Here is an 18,815-nt window from a genome sequence, read left to right as displayed (position 1 = left end):
TATGTTTTTTATGCCTGTATGGTTCCATCTATGCGTACCTGCCGACCAATCGGCGCGCCGCACTGAACACATGGCCGAACCCCCGGCCGGTCAAAGTGAAGCGCCATTGGCGCCCTTGCATGGAGTTCTCTATGTCGGCAGCAGCTCATTCCATCCCCTCCACGTCGGCACAGTCATTCGAAGTTCGCCCCTTTGATGCGCCGGTGGGGGCCGAGATCGTCGGCCTCGACCTCAGCCTCCCGCTGAGCGACGCCGATTTCGCCCGCATCCACCAGGCGCACCTCGACTACAACGTCGTGGTGTTCCGCGATCAACGCATCACGCCGCAGCAACAGATCGACTTCGGCCGCCGCTTCGGTGTTCTGCAGATCCACGTGCTCAAGCAGTTCCTGCTGGAAGGCCACCCGGAAATTTTCATCATCTCCAACATCAAGGAGAACGGGCAGCCGATCGGCCTGGGGGATGCCGGCAAGTTCTGGCATTCGGATCTTTCCTACAAGGAATTCCCCAGCCTGGGTTCGATGCTCTACGCCCAGGAGCTGCCGGAGGAGGGCGGCGATACCCTGTTCGCCAGCCAGCAGCTGGCCTTCGAGACGCTGCCGACCGAGTTGCGCCAGGCCATCGACGGCAAGCGCGCTGCCCATTCCTATACGGCGCGTTATGCCGATGAGGTATTCGCCGGCATTCGTCGCCCGACGCTGACCGAGGCGCAGCTGGCCGAGGTCACGGCGGTGGTCCATCCAGTGGTGCGCACTCACCCGGAAACCGGCCGCAAGGGCCTGTTCGTCAACGAGAACTTCACCACCCACATTCTCGATGTGCCCGAGGACGAGAGCCGGCAGATCCTCGCCGAGCTGTACGCCCACAGCGCCAAGCCGGAATTCATCTATCGCCATCAGTGGCGGGACAACGACATGGTGTTCTGGGACAACCGCGCGCTGATCCATCTCGCCACCGGCTGCCCCAGCCACCTGCGCCGGCGCATGCACCGCACGACTATTCAAGGCGATGTGCCGTTCTAGGCGATAGCCCACCACACCTCATTTCCGTATTTTTTTGACTGGAGACTCGACATGTCGGCAGGCAAGCGCTTTCCCTTTATTCCCCGTTTTGCTCGGTTGGCTGGCGGTATCGCCCTGAGTCTGAGCCTGCTGGCCGGTAGCCTGGCGGCGCCGCAAATCGCCCATGCCGAGGGGCAGATCCGTATCGCCGAGCAGTTCGGTATCGTTTACCTGCTGCTCAACGTGGTACGTGATCAGCAATTGATCGAGAAGCATGGCAAAGCCGAGGGGCTGGATATCAAGGTCGACTGGCAGCAGCTGTCCGGTGGCTCGGCGGTCAACGATGCGCTGCTGTCCGGCGCCATCGACATTGCCGGTGCCGGTATTGGCCCGCTGCTGACCGTGTGGGATCGCACCCAGGGTAGGCAGAACGTCAAGGGTGTCGCTTCGCTGGGCAACTTCCCGTACTACCTGCTGAGCAACAACCCCAAGGTCAAAACCATTGCCGATTTCACCGACAAGGATCGTATCGCCGTGCCAGCCGTGGGCGTATCGGTGCAGTCGCGCTTCCTGCAATACGCCGCCGCCAAGCAGTGGGGCGACAAGGCGTTCGACCGCCTCGACAAGTACACCGTGGCATTACCGCACCCGGATGCCACGGCGTCTCTGAAAGCCGGTGGCACCGAGCTGACCGGGCACTTTTCCAACCCGCCATTCCAGAACCAGGCGCTGGAAAACCCGGACGTGCACGTGGTGCTCGATACCTACGAGTTGCTCGGCCCGAACTCGCCGACGGTGCTGTACGCCACCGAGAAATTCCGTCGCGACAATCCCAAGACCTACAAGGCCTTCGTAGGTGCCCTGGCCGAAGCGGCGGATTTCGCCCAGAAGGACAAGGGCGCGGCAGCCGACACCTACATTCGCGTCACCGGCGCCAAGATCAGCCGCGAAGAACTGCTGAAGATCATCGACAACGAGCAGTTCCAGTTCTCCGTCACGCCCACCAACACCTACCCGCTGGCCGACTTCCTGCACCGTGTCGGCGCCATCAAGCACAAGCCGGCCAGCTGGCAGGACTATTTCTTCGAAGACGCCGCCATCGGTCAGGGAAGCTGATAAACCATGAATGCCCCTCTGCAAGGCCACACGGCCAGCAACCCCGTTGCAGGCGCCTTCGACACCCTGTTGCAGGTGGAGAAGGTCAGCCTCGAATACCGCACCCCGCAGCGCGTGGTGCGCGCCACCCACGATGTCAGTTTCGAGGTGGACCGTGCCGATCGTTTCGTGCTGCTCGGCCCCTCTGGTTGCGGCAAGTCCACGCTGCTCAAGGCGGTGGCCGGGTTCATCGAACCGGTCGCCGGCAGCATCCGCCTCGACGGTGCCCAGGTTCACGAGCCGGGCCCGGATCGGATCGTGGTGTTCCAGGAGTTCGACCAGTTGCCGCCATGGAAGACGGTCAAGCAGAACGTCATGTTCCCGCTGCTGGCCTCACGCACCCTGGGCCGTAAGGAGGCCGAGGAGCGCGCCCTGCATTACCTGGGGAAGGTCGGCCTGGCCGCCTTCGCCGATGCCTATCCGCACACCCTGTCCGGCGGCATGAAGGCGAGGGTGGCGATCGCCCGTGCCCTGGCCATGCAGCCGAAGATCCTGCTGATGGACGAGCCCTTCGCCGCCCTCGACGCCCTGACCCGACGCAAGATGCAGGAAGAGTTGCTGGCGCTGTGGGAGGAGGTGCGTTTCACCCTGTTGTTCGTCACCCACTCCATCGAGGAGGCGCTGATCGTCGGCAACCGCATCCTGCTGCTGTCGCCACACCCCGGCCGGGTGCGGGCGGAAATCAACAGCCATCAGTTCGACCTGCACAGCCTTGGTGGTGTGGGCTTCCAGCAGACCGCGCAGCGGATTCACCGCCTGCTGTTCGACGAAGAAGTCGACAACGGCACGGCCGCCGAACTGGGTTTCCAGGATATCCGCATCGCCTACTGAGGAGCGTTCATCATGAGTCTTTCCCCCGCACGGCGTGAGGAATACGAGATCCCCCTGCAGCCGCTGCCCGGCCTCAAGCTGGAACGCCAGCTGTCCCTCGGCCAGCGCCTGTGGCAACAGGGCTGGTTGCGCAAATCGCTGATCTTGCTGGCCCTGGCGCTGGTCTGGGAGGCGGCGGCCCGCTACCAGGCCAACGACCTGCTGCTGCCCAGCTTCCTGCAGACGGCCAGGGCCTTCATCGAAGGCATCGGCAGCGGCGAGCTGCTGGAAAAGGTGGCGATCTCGCTGTCGGTGCTGGTCAAGGGTTACCTGATCGGCATCGTTCTGGCCTTTCTGCTGACCAGCCTTGCGGTCTCGACCCAGCTCGGCCGCGACCTGCTGTCGACGCTGACCTCGATGTTCAACCCGCTGCCGGCCATCGCACTGCTGCCACTGTCGCTGCTGTGGTTCGGGCTGGGCGAGAACAGCCTGATCTTCGTGCTGGTGCACTCGGTGCTCTGGGCCCTGGCGCTGAATACCTATGCCGGCTTTCTCGGCGTTTCCGAGACCCAGCGCATGGCTGGGCGCAACTACGGCCTCAAGGGCCTGCGCTTCGTGCTGTTCATCCTGATCCCGGCGGCGCTGCCATCGATCCTCTCGGGGCTGAAGATCGGCTGGGCCTTTGCCTGGCGCACGCTGATCGCCGCCGAACTGGTGTTCGGCGCCTCCAGCGGCAAGGGCGGCCTGGGCTGGTACATCTTCCAGAACCGTAACGAGCTGTACACCGACAAGGTGTTCGCCGGGCTGGTGGCGGTGATCCTGATCGGCCTGCTGGTGGAGAACCTGATATTCGCCAGCATCGAGCGGGTGACCGTCAAGCGCTGGGGGATGCAGCGTTAACGATCCGTAGCCTGGCGTTGAGCATAGCGATACCCAGGTTGATTTCCCGGGTGTCGCTGCGCTCGACCCGGGCTACCGATTCACTACAACGAGAAATTACGATGACCAACACGTTCAAACTTGGCCGCCTGGCCACTGCACTGGGTTTGCTCGGCGCCCTGGCGATTCCACTGGCCGCCCAGGCCGAAGGCAAGATCAGCATCGCCCAGCAGTTCGGCATCGGTTACCTGGTGCTGCACGTGGTCAAGGACCAGCAACTGATCGAGAAGCACGCCAAGGCCCAGGGCCTGGACAAGATCGATGTCGAGTGGCGCACCATTTCCGGCGCCACCGCGATGAACGAGGCGCTGCTGGCCGGTGCCATCGACGTGGTTTCGGCTGGCGTGCCGCCGATGCTCACCGTGTGGGACCGCACCCACGGCCGGCAGAACATCAAGGCCGTGGCCTCGCTGGGCTCGCTGCCCAATTACCTGCTGAGTAATCGCGATGAAGTGAAGACCCTCGACGATCTCGGTGAGATGGACCGCATCGCGGTACCGGCCGCCGGCGTCGGCTTCCAGTCGCGCACTCTGCAGATCGAGACCGCCAAGCGTTACGGCAATGCCGACTTCCAGCGTTTCGACAAGATTTCCGTCAGCCTGCCGCACCCGGATGCCACCGCGGCACTGACCAAAGGCGGCTCGGAAATCACCGCGCATTTTTCCAGTCCGCCGTTCCAGTACCAGGCGCTGGAAAATCCCAAGGTGCACAAGCTGATCAGCAGCTACGACATCCTCGGCGGCCAGGCTACCTTCAACGTGCTGTACGCCACCGAGAAATTCCACGACGACAATCCGAAAACCTACAAGGCCTTCTACGATGCTTTGATGGAAGCCTCGCAGATCATCAAGGCTGACAAGGCCGCTGCGGCCGAGACCTATATCCGCGTGGAGAACTCCAAGCTGCCGCTGGAGTTCGTGAAGAAAATCATCGAGGACCCGGAAAACGACTTCACCGTGTCGCCGCAGCGCACCTTCATCTACGCCGAGAAGTTGCATGAGCTGGGCGTGCTGAAGAACAAGGCAGCGTCCTGGATGGATTACTTCTTCGAGGAAGCCTACGGCAATCCGGGAAGCTGATGGTCAAGCGGCCAAACCCTAGATGCGTGGCCGCAGTTTCAGTTCGGGGGTGGGCTTAGGCGCGTCCTTGGCCGGGTGGCTGTCGGGGTGCTGCTCGATCATCTGGGCGATCGTCCGCAACTGCTCGAGCATGGCCTTGGCCAGCCCAGCCTGTGTGCGATACAGACCGGTATCGGGGTCTTTTTCCAGGTCGTTGAGGCCCTTGAAGGGGTAGCTGAAACGCCTGGCTTCGGGTGTGAAAAAGCGTTGGTAGTCGTGCTCGGTGCCGTGCAGCTCACGGCAGGCACGTTCCAGGCTCTGCAACTGTTCGGCGACGCTGGCCAGTTGCAGGCGCAAGCGGATGATCTGGTGATTTTCCCAGTTCATCGAGGAGGCTTTTGCGCCGGGCTGCCAGCACGCCGGATTGCCGAAGCGCAGCACGAATTGCTGGCCGGCTTCGCGGCCGTAACCGGTCAGGCGCTCGATGCGTTCGGCAGGCATGGTCAGGTTGAGGCCGCCTTCCTCACGGGTCAGCTGAATCAGGCCGATACGGTCGCGAAAGCCCGGCATCAGCGACAGGGTCTCGTGGTTCCAGTCCTTGGCCACGTTGCTGAGCTGAGCCAGAAAGCCGCGCAGCGCCGGCAGGCCGCTCTGCGGGAAGCGCCGCCAATAGGCGAGCCGCGCATCGCCATTGTTGCGCGGGAAGCGCACGCGCTGTTCGTCCGAGCCGTCGGTCGGGCCGAGATCCAGGCCGAAGGTCGGGCGCCGGGGCAGGGCGGCGTCGAAGAAGTGAATGGGGAAGTTGGAGCTGATACCGCCATCGGTGAACCAGCAGCGCTCGAGTTTCTTCTCGCGCTTGCGGTAGTCCACGGCATGCAGAGGCACGGCGCTGAGCAGCAGCGGGAAACTCAGGCTCATGCGCACCGCGACGATCACCGGCAGATCGTCCGGCAGGGGCATACGCAGATAGCCGTCGTTGCGTTCATCGTTGCCGGGGCGTTGGCGCGCGTTCATCCAGGCCACTACGCGGCGCGGGAACAGGCGGGCGAATTCCTCCTCGCGGAAATGGAACTGGTTGTTCTCACGTACCTGATCGTCATCGCGAAAGGGCAGACGGAAAGGGCGCGCCATGCTCAGGCAGGTGGTCATGACCTGCAGATCGATGCCGTGCGCGCGCAGGTCGCCGAAGGTCAGTGGCCGCTCGCATTCAATCGCCCCAGCGTGCTGCGCGCAAAACGCCTGCTGCCCGCTGAGCCGATCAAAATAGTGGGTCAGCCAGTTGGTCAGGGCTTCCTCCGGCGCCTCGTCATCGGCGTCAGGCAGGCCGGTGCATATGCCGAAACCATTTTGCGGCAGCTCGCGCAGCGCGGGCAGCAGCAGGCGGCAGGCAACCGCGAACACGCCGCCAAGCGCGGCGAACAACAGCACCCAGAACCAGGCCAATAAATTGCCGCTGGTGATGGCGCTGCTCCATAAGGGCCCGCCCGCGACGAGTGCGCCAATCAGTGCGGCGAGCTTGTGCCGCGTCAGCATTACCTTGAGTGGTGCCAGCACGCGCGCCCGGGGCCCCTTGCCCTTGGCTTCGAGCGTGGCGATGAAGGTGTCGAACAGCGTTCGCAGCGCCGGAATGGGTTTGAACAAGGCCAGCAGCTTGGTGCCATGGCCGTCGGCCGCGGGTGTGCAGAGATGTTCGGGCAAACGTTCGATTTCGGCGAAGCCGGCCGGGTCGCTGCTCAACTGCCCACTCTGGAAACGCTGGCGGCCAAGTTCGGCGGCGGCAGCTGCCGCGGCGGCGATGGCCCCGGCACTGGTGCCACCGATGCTGCGCAGACGAAATGCCTTGGCGATCTCGGTAATGGCCAGCGGATAGACGATGCCGCTGGTGATGCCGCCTTTCATGATCAGGTCGCATTCCCTGGCGAATACCGCCTGGCGCGAATCGTTCATCTACTGCTCCTTGTCGTCATGCCGAACGCAGGCGCGGGCATGATAACGCGGCTTTGCTGTCGTTTTGCTAGCAGCTTGCGGCGCTTCGGTAAAACGACGGTTCAGCGTTCGCCGGAGCTGGCAAGCTGTAAGGGGAGCAGAGGCGGACGAGTGCGAATTTGGTTGCCGCCTTCAATCTGGTTAGAGCCCAGTTGGTTACCAGCGAGTCTTCAACGGTTCTGCCCGGCACGCTTGCGCTCGTGTTGCTCCATTACATCGAGCAGCTCCTGGAGCGTATCGTCCATATGGTCGCCGGCCCTGTAACGCGACATTGCCTGGCCTGTGCTGTCGTTCACCACGGCTCTGGGGCGCTCGACGAATGTTCCGATCAGGTCGAAGGCCTCGTCCAGTATGGCAACCACTGGCACCGGAATGCGCTCTAGCCCCAGCGCATCCCGCAGATCATTCTCGGCACGCCCCTTGGAGACGATCGACAGCTCGATATTCGGCTGTGCTTGGCACATGAAATCCATCACCGCCAGGTTGATATGGCAGTCCGGGCACCAGATCTCCGCCGCGACCAGCAGATGATACTTACCCTCGAGCTGGCCGAGCCTTTCCAGCGTCGATGCTGCAAAAGTGCCTGGCCTGCGCGCCTTCTGCGCTAAGCTTGTGGCCGATGCTTTTTCGCTCTCCAGCCCTTCGCTTATGAAAGCGCTGAACTGCTTGCCTGTTGCAACGATGTCCTTGTAGCGGGTCATGATCTTTCTGCCAGCGTCAAAGCAGTTGATGGTAGTAGAGAGTGATTGCAGGGGCACGTGCTGCAGTGTCGCTTGCCAGTGGCGGGAAGCAGCTTTGGTGGGGCAGTTTTCGGCCAGAAGTGGTCATTTGATCCAGAAGCACTGAGCCGCACCCCACAAAAAGAAGTTCCTAAGCTAACGGAAAGAATCCATCGCTTTTGTGACTGAAGAACTCCCGCAAGTGCTCGATGAAGAAAGACACCTTAGCAGATAGATTGAGGCGTTCGAGGTAGACGGCATAGATATCTGCGGGAGGAGTTTCGTAGTCGCTGAGTACTTCCACCAGCCGGCCGCTGCTTAGGTGGCTGGCGAGGTTCCACTCGGCGCGCATAAGGATGCCGTGCCCCTCTAAGGCCCAGTTCAGTGCGACTTCTCCGTCATTGGTGCTTAGGTTGCCGCGTACCTTTACCGACTCACTCTGTTTGCCGCGGCTCAGCCTCCAGATACCGAAGGCAGCATCGTTCTGACGCAGCACAATGCAGTTGTGCTGCATCAGGTCCTTGGGGCTTTCGGGATTGCCGAAGGCCTCCAGATAGGAGGGGGCTGCGCACAGTCTGCGTCGGTTCGCAGCAATCTTGCGGGCAATCAAACGGGAGTCGGGCAAGTCCCCGAAGCGGATGGCAACGTCGATGGCATCGTCCGGCAGGTTGATCGGCCGGTCTGTCAGGTGCAGTTGTACCTCGACCTCCGGATAGAGCCGGACGAAGGAAGAAATTGCAGGGCAGACATGCGTGCGGCCAAATCCCAGGGGGGCGTTGACGCGTAGCAACCCCTTTGGCTTTGCTCGACTGCTAGATACTTGGCGCTCCATTTCCTCAATTTCGCCAAGGATGCGCTGGGCACTATTCAGATAAAGCTCGCCCTCAGCAGTAAGGCTGATGCTGCGTGTGGTGCGATTGAGCAGCCGCACCCCTAGGCGCTGCTCCAATTGTGCCAGCCGTTTGGAAACCGCGGGCGGTGTCAAGTTGAGCTCGCGCGCAGTCGCCGCCAGGCTTCCCAGTCTGATCAGCTGGCTGAAGAAGGCCAATTCGGATACCGGATTCATAGTTAACCTGCAAGAAACAATGAAGTTATTTTCATTGTATTACAGGCTTTTCAGAAAACCATTAACTTTACTTCTGCGCGTTAGCTGGAATCCCCGGGCCGTTGCGAACCCGGAACGCTGTTGCCGTGCAGCGAAGTTCCACTAGTGCTACCCAAGTCCGACTCACAAGAAACATTCGGAGCAGAGACGGGCAGATGATTGCTGGCAAAGCGCCATGTGTTGGGCTTCTTCGGCCGGTCTATTGCGGGGCTCGCTTCCGTCAGCTCCCGTTGCCGCCAACACACGCCAGTAGCGTCGGTGGCTGCGCCTAGTGAACGACGATTGTTCATCTGCGTTGCCTGCTTTCGCAGGCAGGCAAGCCCACCAGCCTTTCGATGCAATGAGGAGAATAACAATGGATAACGAATCAGCCGTTCAATCGCTCACTGACGTGATGGCAAAGTTTACTGCCTATATTGGCAAGCGCCTGCCAACGGACGTCAAGGAAAAGACTGCCAAACTGCGTGCCGCAGAAACCAATTCGTTGGCCATCGAGATCTACGACTCCATGGCCGAAAACCAGGACTACGCAGACAAGCTAGACCGTCCAAGCTGTCAGGACACCGGAGTGATCCAGTACTTCATTTCCGCCGGGGCCCGCTTCCCGCTGCTCGGTGAACTGGAGGACATCCTGCAGAACGCCACGCTGGAGGCGACGAAGAAGGGGCCGCTGCGCCACAACGCGGTGGAAACCTTCGACGAGAAAAACACCGGCACTAATACGGGCTCGAAGATTCCGTGGCTGGACTGGGAGATCATCCCTGACGCCGACTACGCACTAATTGATGTGTACATGGCCGGTGGTGGCTGCACATTGCCGGGCTCGGCAAAAGTACTGATGCCAGGCCAAGGCTATGAGGGGGTGACCGAGTTCGTCTTCGACGTAATCACCTCTCGCGGTATCAACGCCTGTCCGCCGCTGCTGGTTGGTGTCGGCGTTTCTACTTCGGTAGAGACTGCAGCACGCTTGTCAAAGCGGGCGATTCTGCGTCCGGTGGATTCCAGCCACCCGAACGCAAATGCAGCAATGATGGAGCAACTCCTTGAGGAGGGACTCAACGAAATCGGCATTGGTCCTCAGGGCCTGAGCGGTAACAGCAGTGTTATGGGTGTGAATATCGAGTCCTCGGCGCGCCACCCGTCGACCATTGGCGTTGCTGTCTCCACCGGCTGCTGGGCACATCGTCGCGGCAAGATTCGTATCAATGCCGATCTGTCCTACGACATCCTCTCCCATGAAGGAGTAGTACTGTGAAAAAGATTCTCTCTACCCCGATTAAGGATGAAGACCTGGCCTCCCTCAATGTCGGCGACATTGTCTATCTGACAGGCCAATTGGTGACTTGCCGTGACGTGGCGCACCGCCGGCTGATCGAACTCAAACGCGAACTGCCGGTCGACCTGCACGGCGGAGCGATCTTCCACGCAGGACCGATCGTGCGTAAAAAAGACGATGGCAGCTTTGAAATGGTCTCCATCGGCCCAACCACCAGCATGCGTATGGAAAAGTTCGAGAAGGAATTCATCGAGCAGACCGGAGTCAAGCTGATCATTGGCAAGGGCGGAATGGGCCCGGAAACCACCGCTGGCTGCCTGGAGAACAAGGCGGTGCACGCGGTGTTCCCCGGCGGCTGTGCGGTGCTCGCGGCCACCAAAGTGGAAGAGATTGAGCGCGCCGAATGGCAGGACTTGGGAATGCCAGAAACTCTGTGGGTAAACCGCGTGCGCGAGTTCGGCCCGCTGATCATCTCCATTGATACCAAGGGCAACAACCTGTTCGAGCAGAACAAGGTGCGCTTCAACGAGCGTAAGAGTTCCATTGTCGAGAAGATCAACAGCCAGGTTCGCTTCATCAAATAAACCGGCTAGGCGCCACGGCAGGGAGGCCGTGGGTGCCGCCGGACGCCGGAGCGGTGGCGTCCATCCTCCACTATTTTTACGGCATTGCCGGCGACCAGTCGTTTCGGCTGCCCCACCTTGGGCACAGATCCTGGGGACAGTTGCCCAGCACCAAACCTGGGATACACGACCATGGATAAATCCTCTCATCACGAGTTGCGCAACGTATTCCGCGCGCTGCTTGCTTCATCTACCAGTCATCACACCGCTTCGGTGTTCGACCCTTTATCGGCTCGTATCGCCGCTGACCTTGGTTTCGAGGTCGGTATTCTTGGCGGCTCGGTCGCTTCCCTGCAGGTGCTCGGTGCTCCGGACATCGCCCTGATCACGCTCAGCGAATTCGCCGAGCAGGCCACGCGTATTGGCCGAGTATCTCGCCTACCGGTGATCGCCGATGCCGATCATGGTTACGGCAATGCCCTCAATGCGATGCGTACTGTGGCCGAGCTGGAGCGCGCCGGCGTCGCAGCGCTGACGCTTGAGGACACCCTGCTGCCGTCACAGTTCGGCCGCAAATCCTACGACCTGATCAGCATTGAGGAGGGTATCGGCAAGCTGCTCGCCGCTCAGGCAGCGCGCTACGACAATGCTATGGCGATCATCGCTCGTACCCATGCTGGTGTGCAGCCACTGACCGAGATCATCCAGCGCACCCGCGCCTACCGGGACGCCGGGGCTGACGCCATCTGTCTGGTGGGCGTGATGGATTTCGATCAGCTCGAAGCAATCTCTGAGGGCCTGCAGATGCCGCTGATGCTGGTCACCTACGGCAACCCTGAGCTGAGCGATGACAGACGCCTAGCCGAACTTGGGGTGCGCATCGTGGTTAACGGCCACGCCGCGTACTTCGCAGCGATCAAGGCGACCTACGACAGTCTGCGCGAACAGCGCGGCATTTCCGTGGGCAATGGCCTTACCGCGTCACAACTGGTGACCCGCTACACCCACCCTGATGATTACATTACTTGGGCGAAGCAATACCTGAACCTCAGCGAATAAGTCTGCTCCGCATCGCGCGCGTGGAGCTCCCAGCGCCCGATCATCCCCTGGGCCACCTTTCTTATCGCTCGGACCGTTCTTGTACTCGGGCTGTTCTACAGGCGCGGCGACTCCCATCTGCCGTCCGTCTCGAGTCCCCGTCTAGTCACGTCCTCCACGCCGCTTCAGCGAGCCTCCTATCGGCTCGCCGTTGGCAAGAGCACTCCCCTCCGGCATGGCGTACGGGCCGTCGCTTGCAACGGCAATAGTGCTTCGCCTTGGCTTCTCAATTAATAACTTTAGTTCAATAAAGATGTGATTTTAAGGCGATCAATCTGTTTTGGTTCACTGCTTATACTCGGCCTGTCGCAGCAACGCGGTCATCCTCGTTAATAACAATAAGTGGAGCGCAGCATGAAGACTTACAACATCGCAGCCATTCCCGGCGATGGCATTGGCACCGAAGTGATTGCCGCCGGCTTGGAGATTCTTGAGGGGCTGGCCAGACGCTTGGGTGGCTTCAGTTTCGATGTCACCCATTACCCCTGGGACTCGGAGTATTACCTCAAGCACGGCCATTACATCCCGGACGGTGGACTGGCCGAGATTAAAAAGGCTGATGCAATTTTCTTCGGCGCCGTCGGTAGTTTGAAAGTCGCCGACCACATCTCCCTCTGGGGCCTGCGCCTGCCGATCTGCCAAGGCTTCGATCAATACGCTAATGTGCGCCCGGCCCGCGTGCTACCGGGGGTAAAAAGCCCGCTAAGCAATGGTCAGGCCATCGACTGGGTGATCGTGCGCGAAAACTCCGAAGGCGAGTATTCGGGCAGCGGCGGCCGAGTGCACCAGGGTCTACCCATCGAAGTCGCCACCGAGGTTTCCACCTTCACTCGCGTAGGTGTAGAACGTATCCACCGCTTCGCCTTCGAGCTGGCGCGCAGCCGGCCTGCTAAGCATCTGACCCTGGTGACCAAATCCAATGCCCAACGCCATGGCATGGTGCTATGGGACGAAGTGTTCGCCGAAGTGGCCAGGGACTATCCGGATGTGCAAACCAACCGCGAATTGGTCGACGCGGTGACCACCACCATGGTGCTCAAACCCGAAAAACTCGATGTCATCGTCGCTACCAACCTGCATGCCGACATTCTTTCGGATCTGGCTGCGGCTCTGTCAGGCAGTCTGGGAATCGCACCGACAGCCAACCTGAATCCCGATCGCAGCTTCCCATCTATGTTCGAGCCAATTCACGGCTCAGCCTTCGATATCACCGGAAAGGGCATAGCCAACCCCATCGCGACCTTCTGGACCGCGGCGATGATGCTTGAACATCTCGGCGAGAGAAAAGCCGGCGAGCATCTAATGCGCTCCATCGAAGTTGTCACTGCCAGCGGCCTGCATACACCCGATCTGGGTGGCACGGCCACGACTCGACAGGTTACTGACGCGGTGCTTGAGGTTATCGCGCGCTAGATAGCGTGTGCCGAGTGCCGACCCACGGCCGGCACCGCAGCCGTTACTGCTGATTCACTGCCTTGCATGGCGCTTAGATGCCCCAGCAGGCATCCATTACAAAAATAAGCATAAGGAGCCTCCTCGCAAGAGGAGGGAAACCGAATGAGCCCCATCGAAATAACTCTGCTTCTACTGCTATTCGCGACCGTAATGTTCGTCTGGGAGCGAATTCCTCTGGCATTGACAGCCGTCATCGTCTGCCTCGCACTGGTATTGACTGGTGTGCTCGATCCGAAGACCGCATTCAACGGCTTCATCAACACCAACGTGATCCTTTTCGTCGGCATGTTCATCGTCGGCGGCGCCTTGTTCGAGACGGGCATGGCGAACCGCATTGGAGGCTTGGTGACACGTTTCGCCAAGACCGAGCGGCAACTGATCGTAGCGATCATGGTCATCGTCGGTTTGCTCTCTGGTGTGCTATCCAATACCGGCACCGCAGCCATTCTGATTCCGGTGGTCATCGGCATTGCCGCGAAATCCGGGTTCTCTCGCTCGCGGTTGCTGATGCCCCTGGTATTCGCGGCAGCGATGGGTGGCAATCTCTCCCTTATAGGTGCACCAGGAAACCTGATTGCGCAGAGCGCCTTGCAGAACGTCGGTTTGGAATTCAGTTTCTTCGAATACGCCAAGGTTGGTCTACCGCTGTTGGCAGGCGGCATTATCTACTTCGCCTTCTTCGGCCATCGCCTGTTGCCGGCCGGTTCCTCGAAAACCGTAACCGATGTAAGCGAGGCGACTCATGATTTCAGTTCAGTGCCGAAATGGAAGCAAATCACCTCGTTGATGGTAATGATCGCGACCATTCTCGGTATGGTATTTGAGAGTGTTATAGGTGTACCGCTGCATATCACCGCCTGCGTTGGTGCAGCGTTTTTGGTGCTGGTCGGTGTGCTGACCGAGAAGCAGGCTTACCAATCCATCGACACGCAAACTATTTTCATCTTCGGCGGCACCCTGGCTCTTGCCAGCGCGCTGGAGCAGACCGGGGCCGGTGCGACAGTCGCGTCTACAATCATGGCGCTGCTCGGTGCAGAGCCGTCTCCGGTACTGTTGCTGGTTGTGATCTTCTTCATCTCCTGTGCGCTCACCAATTTCATGTCCAATACCGCCACCACCGCGCTGTTGGTGCCGATTGGCATGTCGATCGCGGCGAATTTGGGTGCAGATCCGCGCGCTGTGCTGATGGCGATCGTGATCGGCGGTTCCTGTGCCTATGCCACCCCAATCGGCATGCCAGCGAACCTCATGGTGCTGTCGGCTGGAGGTTATAAGTTTGCCGATTACATGAAGTGCGGCTTGCCGTTGATCCTGGTGGCAGGTGCGATTGCGATTCCTCTGTTACTGCTGTTCTTTCCGTTCTTCCCTTCGTAATTGGCGACCAGCAACGTTCGTACTAGCAAGTAACGCCAGGAGGCTCAGACGAGCACGGAGGCTCGCTGAGGTTGGAGAAGCGCATGAAAATCGTCATCGCACCTGATTCGTTCAAAGACAGCCTCAGTGCAACCGAGGTTGCCGATGCGATTGAGGCGGGCTTGAAGGAGGTTTTCCCCGAAGCGGAACTGATCAAGTGCCCAATGGCCGATGGCGGCGAAGGTACACTGGACACCATTCTGGCCGTAGTGAGAGGCGAACGGTGTAGCAGCCTGGTAACTGGCCCCCTTGGCGACATCGTCGACGCGAGCTGGGCTTGGCTCCCAGGATCGGATACCGCCATCATTGAGATGGCCGAGGCCAGTGGCCTGCAATTGGTACCTGTTGCACAGCGAAATGCCTGTCTGAGTACCAGTCGCGGCACTGGCGAGCTGATCCTTGAGGCTCTGGATATTGGGGCCCGACGTATCGTACTCACCCTAGGCGGCAGCGCGGCCAATGATGCAGGTTCTGGCATGCTGGAGGCGCTCGGTGCACGCTTTCTGGACTCAGAACAGTGGCCACTACCGCCGGGAGGGCAAGTCTTGGCGGCATTGAACCGAATCGACCTGAGTAGCCTGGATCCCCGTCTTTCAGACGTGCGTTTCGAGGTGATGGTCGACGTCGATAGCCCGCTCTGTGGCCCCAATGGGGCGTCGTACACGTTTGCCCAGCAAAAGGGAGCGACTCGTGCTGAGGTCGCCAGGCTGGATCGCGCGCTGGATCACTTTGCAGACTGTTGCCAAGCTTTGTTCGAGAGCGATCATCGTGACTACCCAGGCAGTGGTGCTGCCGGTGGCATGGGGTTCGCTACCCGTACGTTTCTCAAGGCAGAGTTTCGCCCTGGTATCGAAATCGTCGCTGAGCTGGCTGAACTCGCACGGCATATACAAGATGCGGACTTGGTGATTACCGGGGAAGGACGTTGCGACGTCCAGACCTTACGAGGCAAAACCACTTTGGGCGTGACGCGCGTGGCACGCCAGCATCAAGTGCCGGTGATCGTGCTGGCGGGTACGTTGGGAGAGGGTTTCACCGACCTCTACCCTCATGGAGTTACGGCCGCCTTTTCGCTGGCCTCTGGTCCTATGACACTTACCGATGCCTGCCAGCAGGCACCTGAGCCTCTGCGGGCTTTAGCGCGCGACATAGGCAGGGTGCTTCGGTTGTCTACAGATGTACGAACAAAAACGCTTACGTCGAGCGCCCTCTAAATTTGTAGATATCCAATGACTGCTCTTGACCGAAAACAGCCTCTAACGCTTATCGCTATCGGCCGTACAATCGCCCAGCTCATTTATAAAAGCTTGAAGGCGCAATGCCGAACTGCCTTCGGAACGCTGCGGCGAAGGCGCTCTGGCTTTCGTAGCCATGCTGCAGGGCAACTTGTAGCACTGGCTGGCCTTCGGCCAGGGCTTCCAGCGAGAGCAGCAGGCGAGCCTGTTGGCGCCAGCGGCCGAAGGTGATGCCGGTGCTGCTGAGAAAACGTCGGTGAAAGGTTTTCGGACTCATGGCCAGGCTATCTGCCCAATGCTCGGCGCCGTCGGTCCGCGCCGGGTTTTGCGCCAAGGCCTGGCAGACCCGGGCGATGCGTTCGTCATCCGGCCAGGGCAGGTGGAAGGGCAGCACCGGCAGGCTACGCAGTTCGTCCAGGAGAAAACGCATCAGGCGGCCGTCCCGGCTTTCCGCACTGTACTGCGCCGGCACCTCGGTGGCCGCCAGGATGAGTTCGCGTAGCAGTGGCGATACATCGATCACGCAGTTGTCCGCGGGCAGCCCCTCGATGGCGTCGGGGTTGACGAACAGACTGCGCATGCGTGCCGCGCCGCGTATGCGCAGCGCGTGTTCGACGCCTGCCTGCACCCACACGCCACGGGTGGGCGGTATGACCCAGCGGCCGGCCGGTGTCTCCACCACCAGCACTCCGGAAATGGCGTAGATCAATTGCGCGCGCGGGTGGCTGTGGGCGGGCACCTGATGACCGCTGGGGTAATCGACCGAGACGCCGGTGACCGGCATTGCCAGAGATTCATAAGGCAGGTGGCTGTGGTCGACCATGGGCGTATCCAGATGTGCGGTTGGCCAGCTTAGCTGCGGTAGTGACCATTTGGCGACAACGACGGACCATTTGTCGTGCGTGGCCAGTTTTCTGGCTGCCCATGCTGGGCACCTGTCTGACCGGAACTGCGCCATGAACCTTCTGCTGCCCTTGCTACCGCTACTCGTCCTGAGCTTCGGCCGGGGTCTGTCGCCGCATGTGTGGCGCCGACTTGCGATCTCCCCCAGATCCCGGCCTTGAACAGCCCGCCAGAGCGGGCAGGGGAGATCGGCATTGTCCGCTCTCCCGTTCGAGGTTCGCCCCATGCTGCGCAATCCGCAAACCAAGTACCGTGCTTTCCCTTCCATCGACCTGCCCAATCGCCGCTGGCCTTCGCGTCAGATCACCCAGGCCCCGGTGTGGCTGTCCACCGACCTGCGTGATGGTAACCAGGCGCTGTTCGAGCCAATGAACCGAGAGCGCAAGTTGCGCCTGTTCGGCGAGTTGGTGCGCCTCGGTTTCAAGGAAATCGAGGTCGGTTTCCCGGCCGCCTCGCGCACCGACTTCGAGATCATCCGCCAACTCATCGATGAGGGTGGTATTCCCGGTGACGTCACGCCGATGGTCATGACCCAGCTGCGAGAGGACCTGATCGAGGAGACCTTACGAGCCGTGGCCGGCGCACGGCGGGTGATCGTGCACCTGTACAACGCCATCGCACCGGTGTGGCGGCGGGTGGTGTTCGGCCTGTCGGTGGACGAAGTGGAGCAGCTGGTGGTGCGCCACGTGCAATTGCTCAAGGAAAAAGTGGCGGCGCACCCGCAGACGGAGTGGGTGCTGCAGTACTCCCCGGAGACCTTCTGCATGGCCGAGCTGGAGGTGTCGCTGCGCATGTGCAACGCCGCCATTCGCACCTGGGACGCCGGCCCCGGCCGGCCGATCATCATCAACCTGCCGACCACGGTGGAAGTGGCGACGCCCAATGTCTTTGCCGACCAGATCGAATGGATGCACGAGCGCCTGGAGCGCCGTGAGCATGTGGTGCTCTCGGTTCATCCGCACAACGACCGCGGCACCGGTGTGGCCTGTGCCGAGCAGGCGCTGCTGGCCGGCGCCCAGCGGGTGGAGGGCTGCCTGTTCGGCAATGGTGAGCGCAGCGGCAACCTCGACTTGGTCACCCTCGCACTGAATCTCTATACCCAGGGCGTCGATCCGCGCCTGGATTTTTCCGATATTGCTGGCGTGGCTCGGGTAGCCGAGATGTGCACCGGGCTGCCGATCCACCCGCGCCATCCCTACGTCGGCGATCTGGTGTTCACCGCCTTTTCCGGCTCGCATCAAGATGCCATCGCCAAAGGGTTCGCGGCGCAGGACCCGGAGGGGTTCTGGGAGGTGCCTTACCTGCCAATCGACCCGCAAGACCTGGGTCGCACCTACGACAGTATCGTGCGGGTCAACAGCCAGTCGGGCAAAGGCGGCATCGCCTACCTGCTGCAGCGCGACCACGGCGTGTCGATGCCGCGGCGGATGCAGGTCGAGTTCAGCGCCATCGTGCAGAAAGTGGCTGACAGCAGCGAAACCGAACTGACCAGCACCGAGCTCTGGGCAATGTTCCAGCGCCACTACCTGGCGCCCGCGCGCCCCGGTGGCGAACTGGTCTATCTCGGTCACCAGCTGTTCGAGGACGATGCCGGCCAGGGTGTGATGCTGGAGATCGAGCTGCCCAACGGCCGCCGACGGCAGTTGCAGGGCATCGGTAACGGTTCTATCGACGCCGCCGTCTCTGCGCTCGGTCTGCCCATCCGCGTCGACAGCTACGAGGAGCGCAGCTTGGGCGGCGGTGCCTCCGCCAATGCTCTGGCACTGGTCGAGGTGGCCTGGCCGGGTGTGGCCGGCTCGCGCTTCGGTGCTGGCAGCCACGCGAACATCGTCGTCGCCTCGATCCAGGCTTTGCTGGTCGCGGTGTCGCGTTTCGATGACGGTCTGGTGCAGTTGTTCGAGTGAGATCGCGCCTGTCGTCTCCATGGCCTGGGCAGCTGGCATAGAGCGACCTGCTCTGCATCTGCCTCACCCAATGCGCCTAGCGGTCGTAAGCGCTATCCGGGAAGGGGTTTTCGGCTCGGGCATCCTGCTTCGCTCTACCTCCTGCATCCCCGCAGTGGTAACCGCGACAGGCGCTCGGCGCTGAAGCCTCCTGCA

Annotated in this window: 16 protein-coding genes; 12 read left to right on the top strand and 4 right to left on the bottom strand. The window is 61.0% G+C overall.

The features are described 5' to 3' along the window. Nucleotides 1–131 precede the first annotated feature (131 nt). From P3C50_RS06205 to P3C50_RS06185, 5 genes are all read left to right on the top strand, one after another. Entirely contained in the window at nt 132–1,022 is an 891-nt protein-coding gene (locus P3C50_RS06205; RefSeq protein WP_275545288.1) for a TauD/TfdA dioxygenase family protein, read from the top strand. A gap of 51 nt (nt 1,023–1,073) precedes the next feature. Further along, on the top strand, nt 1,074–2,117 hold the full coding sequence (locus P3C50_RS06200; protein ID WP_275545287.1) for an ABC transporter substrate-binding protein: 1,044 nt from the start codon (nt 1,074–1,076) through the stop codon (nt 2,115–2,117). Nucleotides 2,118–2,123: 6 nt separating this feature from the next. After that, on the top strand, nt 2,124–2,987 hold the full coding sequence (locus tag P3C50_RS06195) for an ABC transporter ATP-binding protein (RefSeq protein ID WP_275545286.1): 864 nt from the start codon (nt 2,124–2,126) through the stop codon (nt 2,985–2,987). A 12-nt stretch (nt 2,988–2,999) separates the two neighbouring features. Then, complete coding sequence (locus P3C50_RS06190; RefSeq protein ID WP_275545285.1) at nt 3,000–3,866, top strand: ABC transporter permease; 867 nt, start codon at nt 3,000–3,002, stop codon at nt 3,864–3,866. A gap of 101 nt (nt 3,867–3,967) precedes the next feature. Then, the gene (locus P3C50_RS06185; protein WP_275545284.1) at nt 3,968–4,984 is read left to right on the top strand and encodes an ABC transporter substrate-binding protein; all 1,017 of its coding nucleotides are present in this window, start codon (nt 3,968–3,970) and stop codon (nt 4,982–4,984) included. An 18-nt stretch (nt 4,985–5,002) separates the two neighbouring features. Here the strand turns inward: P3C50_RS06185 and P3C50_RS06180 are convergent, their stop codons facing one another. The 3 genes from P3C50_RS06180 to P3C50_RS06170 all read right to left on the bottom strand — a co-directional run bounded on the left by P3C50_RS06180 (nt 5,003) and on the right by P3C50_RS06170 (nt 8,734). Continuing rightward, nucleotides 5,003–6,910, bottom strand: a complete 1,908-nt coding sequence (locus tag P3C50_RS06180) for a patatin-like phospholipase family protein (RefSeq protein WP_275545283.1) — start codon at nt 6,908–6,910, stop codon at nt 5,003–5,005. A 209-nt stretch (nt 6,911–7,119) separates the two neighbouring features. Beyond that, nucleotides 7,120–7,650 (bottom strand): thioredoxin family protein, encoded by a 531-nt coding sequence (locus P3C50_RS06175; protein ID WP_275545282.1) that lies wholly within the window; start codon nt 7,648–7,650, stop codon nt 7,120–7,122. A 169-nt stretch (nt 7,651–7,819) separates the two neighbouring features. Beyond that, nucleotides 7,820–8,734 (bottom strand): LysR family transcriptional regulator, encoded by a 915-nt coding sequence (locus tag P3C50_RS06170; protein ID WP_275545281.1) that lies wholly within the window; start codon nt 8,732–8,734, stop codon nt 7,820–7,822. A 394-nt stretch (nt 8,735–9,128) separates the two neighbouring features. Between P3C50_RS06170 and ttdA the strand changes: the two genes are divergently transcribed. The 6 genes from ttdA (at nt 9,129) to P3C50_RS06140 (ending at nt 15,792) form a co-directional block, all read left to right on the top strand. Continuing rightward, entirely contained in the window at nt 9,129–10,028 is a 900-nt protein-coding gene (gene ttdA / locus P3C50_RS06165) for a L(+)-tartrate dehydratase subunit alpha (protein ID WP_090337724.1), read from the top strand. Next, nucleotides 10,025–10,633 (top strand): L(+)-tartrate dehydratase subunit beta, encoded by a 609-nt coding sequence (ttdB, locus tag P3C50_RS06160; RefSeq protein ID WP_275545280.1) that lies wholly within the window; start codon nt 10,025–10,027, stop codon nt 10,631–10,633. Before ttdA ends, ttdB begins: the two co-directional genes overlap by 4 nt. Nucleotides 10,634–10,804: 171 nt before the next feature. Further along, nucleotides 10,805–11,671, top strand: a complete 867-nt coding sequence (locus P3C50_RS06155; RefSeq protein ID WP_275545279.1) for an isocitrate lyase/PEP mutase family protein — start codon at nt 10,805–10,807, stop codon at nt 11,669–11,671. A 393-nt stretch (nt 11,672–12,064) separates the two neighbouring features. Next, complete coding sequence (locus tag P3C50_RS06150) at nt 12,065–13,123, top strand: tartrate dehydrogenase (protein WP_275545278.1); 1,059 nt, start codon at nt 12,065–12,067, stop codon at nt 13,121–13,123. Nucleotides 13,124–13,267: 144 nt separating this feature from the next. After that, nucleotides 13,268–14,539: an SLC13 family permease gene (locus tag P3C50_RS06145; RefSeq protein ID WP_275545277.1), complete on the top strand. Its 1,272-nt coding sequence runs from the start codon at nt 13,268–13,270 to the stop codon at nt 14,537–14,539. 83 nt (nt 14,540–14,622) lie between these two features. Beyond that, entirely contained in the window at nt 14,623–15,792 is a 1,170-nt protein-coding gene (locus P3C50_RS06140) for a glycerate kinase (RefSeq protein WP_275545276.1), read from the top strand. Nucleotides 15,793–15,871: 79 nt separating this feature from the next. On the opposite strand, the gene P3C50_RS06135 is transcribed toward P3C50_RS06140, so the two are convergent. After that, nucleotides 15,872–16,636 (bottom strand): AraC family transcriptional regulator, encoded by a 765-nt coding sequence (locus tag P3C50_RS06135; protein WP_275545275.1) that lies wholly within the window; start codon nt 16,634–16,636, stop codon nt 15,872–15,874. 304 nt (nt 16,637–16,940) lie between these two features. Here P3C50_RS06135 and P3C50_RS06130 point away from each other — a divergent pair, with 304 nt between their 5' ends. Further along, nucleotides 16,941–18,620, top strand: a complete 1,680-nt coding sequence (locus P3C50_RS06130) for a 2-isopropylmalate synthase (protein WP_275545349.1) — start codon at nt 16,941–16,943, stop codon at nt 18,618–18,620. The last annotated feature ends 195 nt before the right edge of the window (nt 18,621–18,815 follow it).

This window comes from Pseudomonas sp. Marseille-Q0931 (assembly GCF_940789645.1).
Taxonomy (GTDB): Bacteria; Pseudomonadota; Gammaproteobacteria; order Pseudomonadales; family Pseudomonadaceae; genus Aquipseudomonas.
This window is presented reverse-complemented; position numbering and strand designations above follow the sequence as displayed.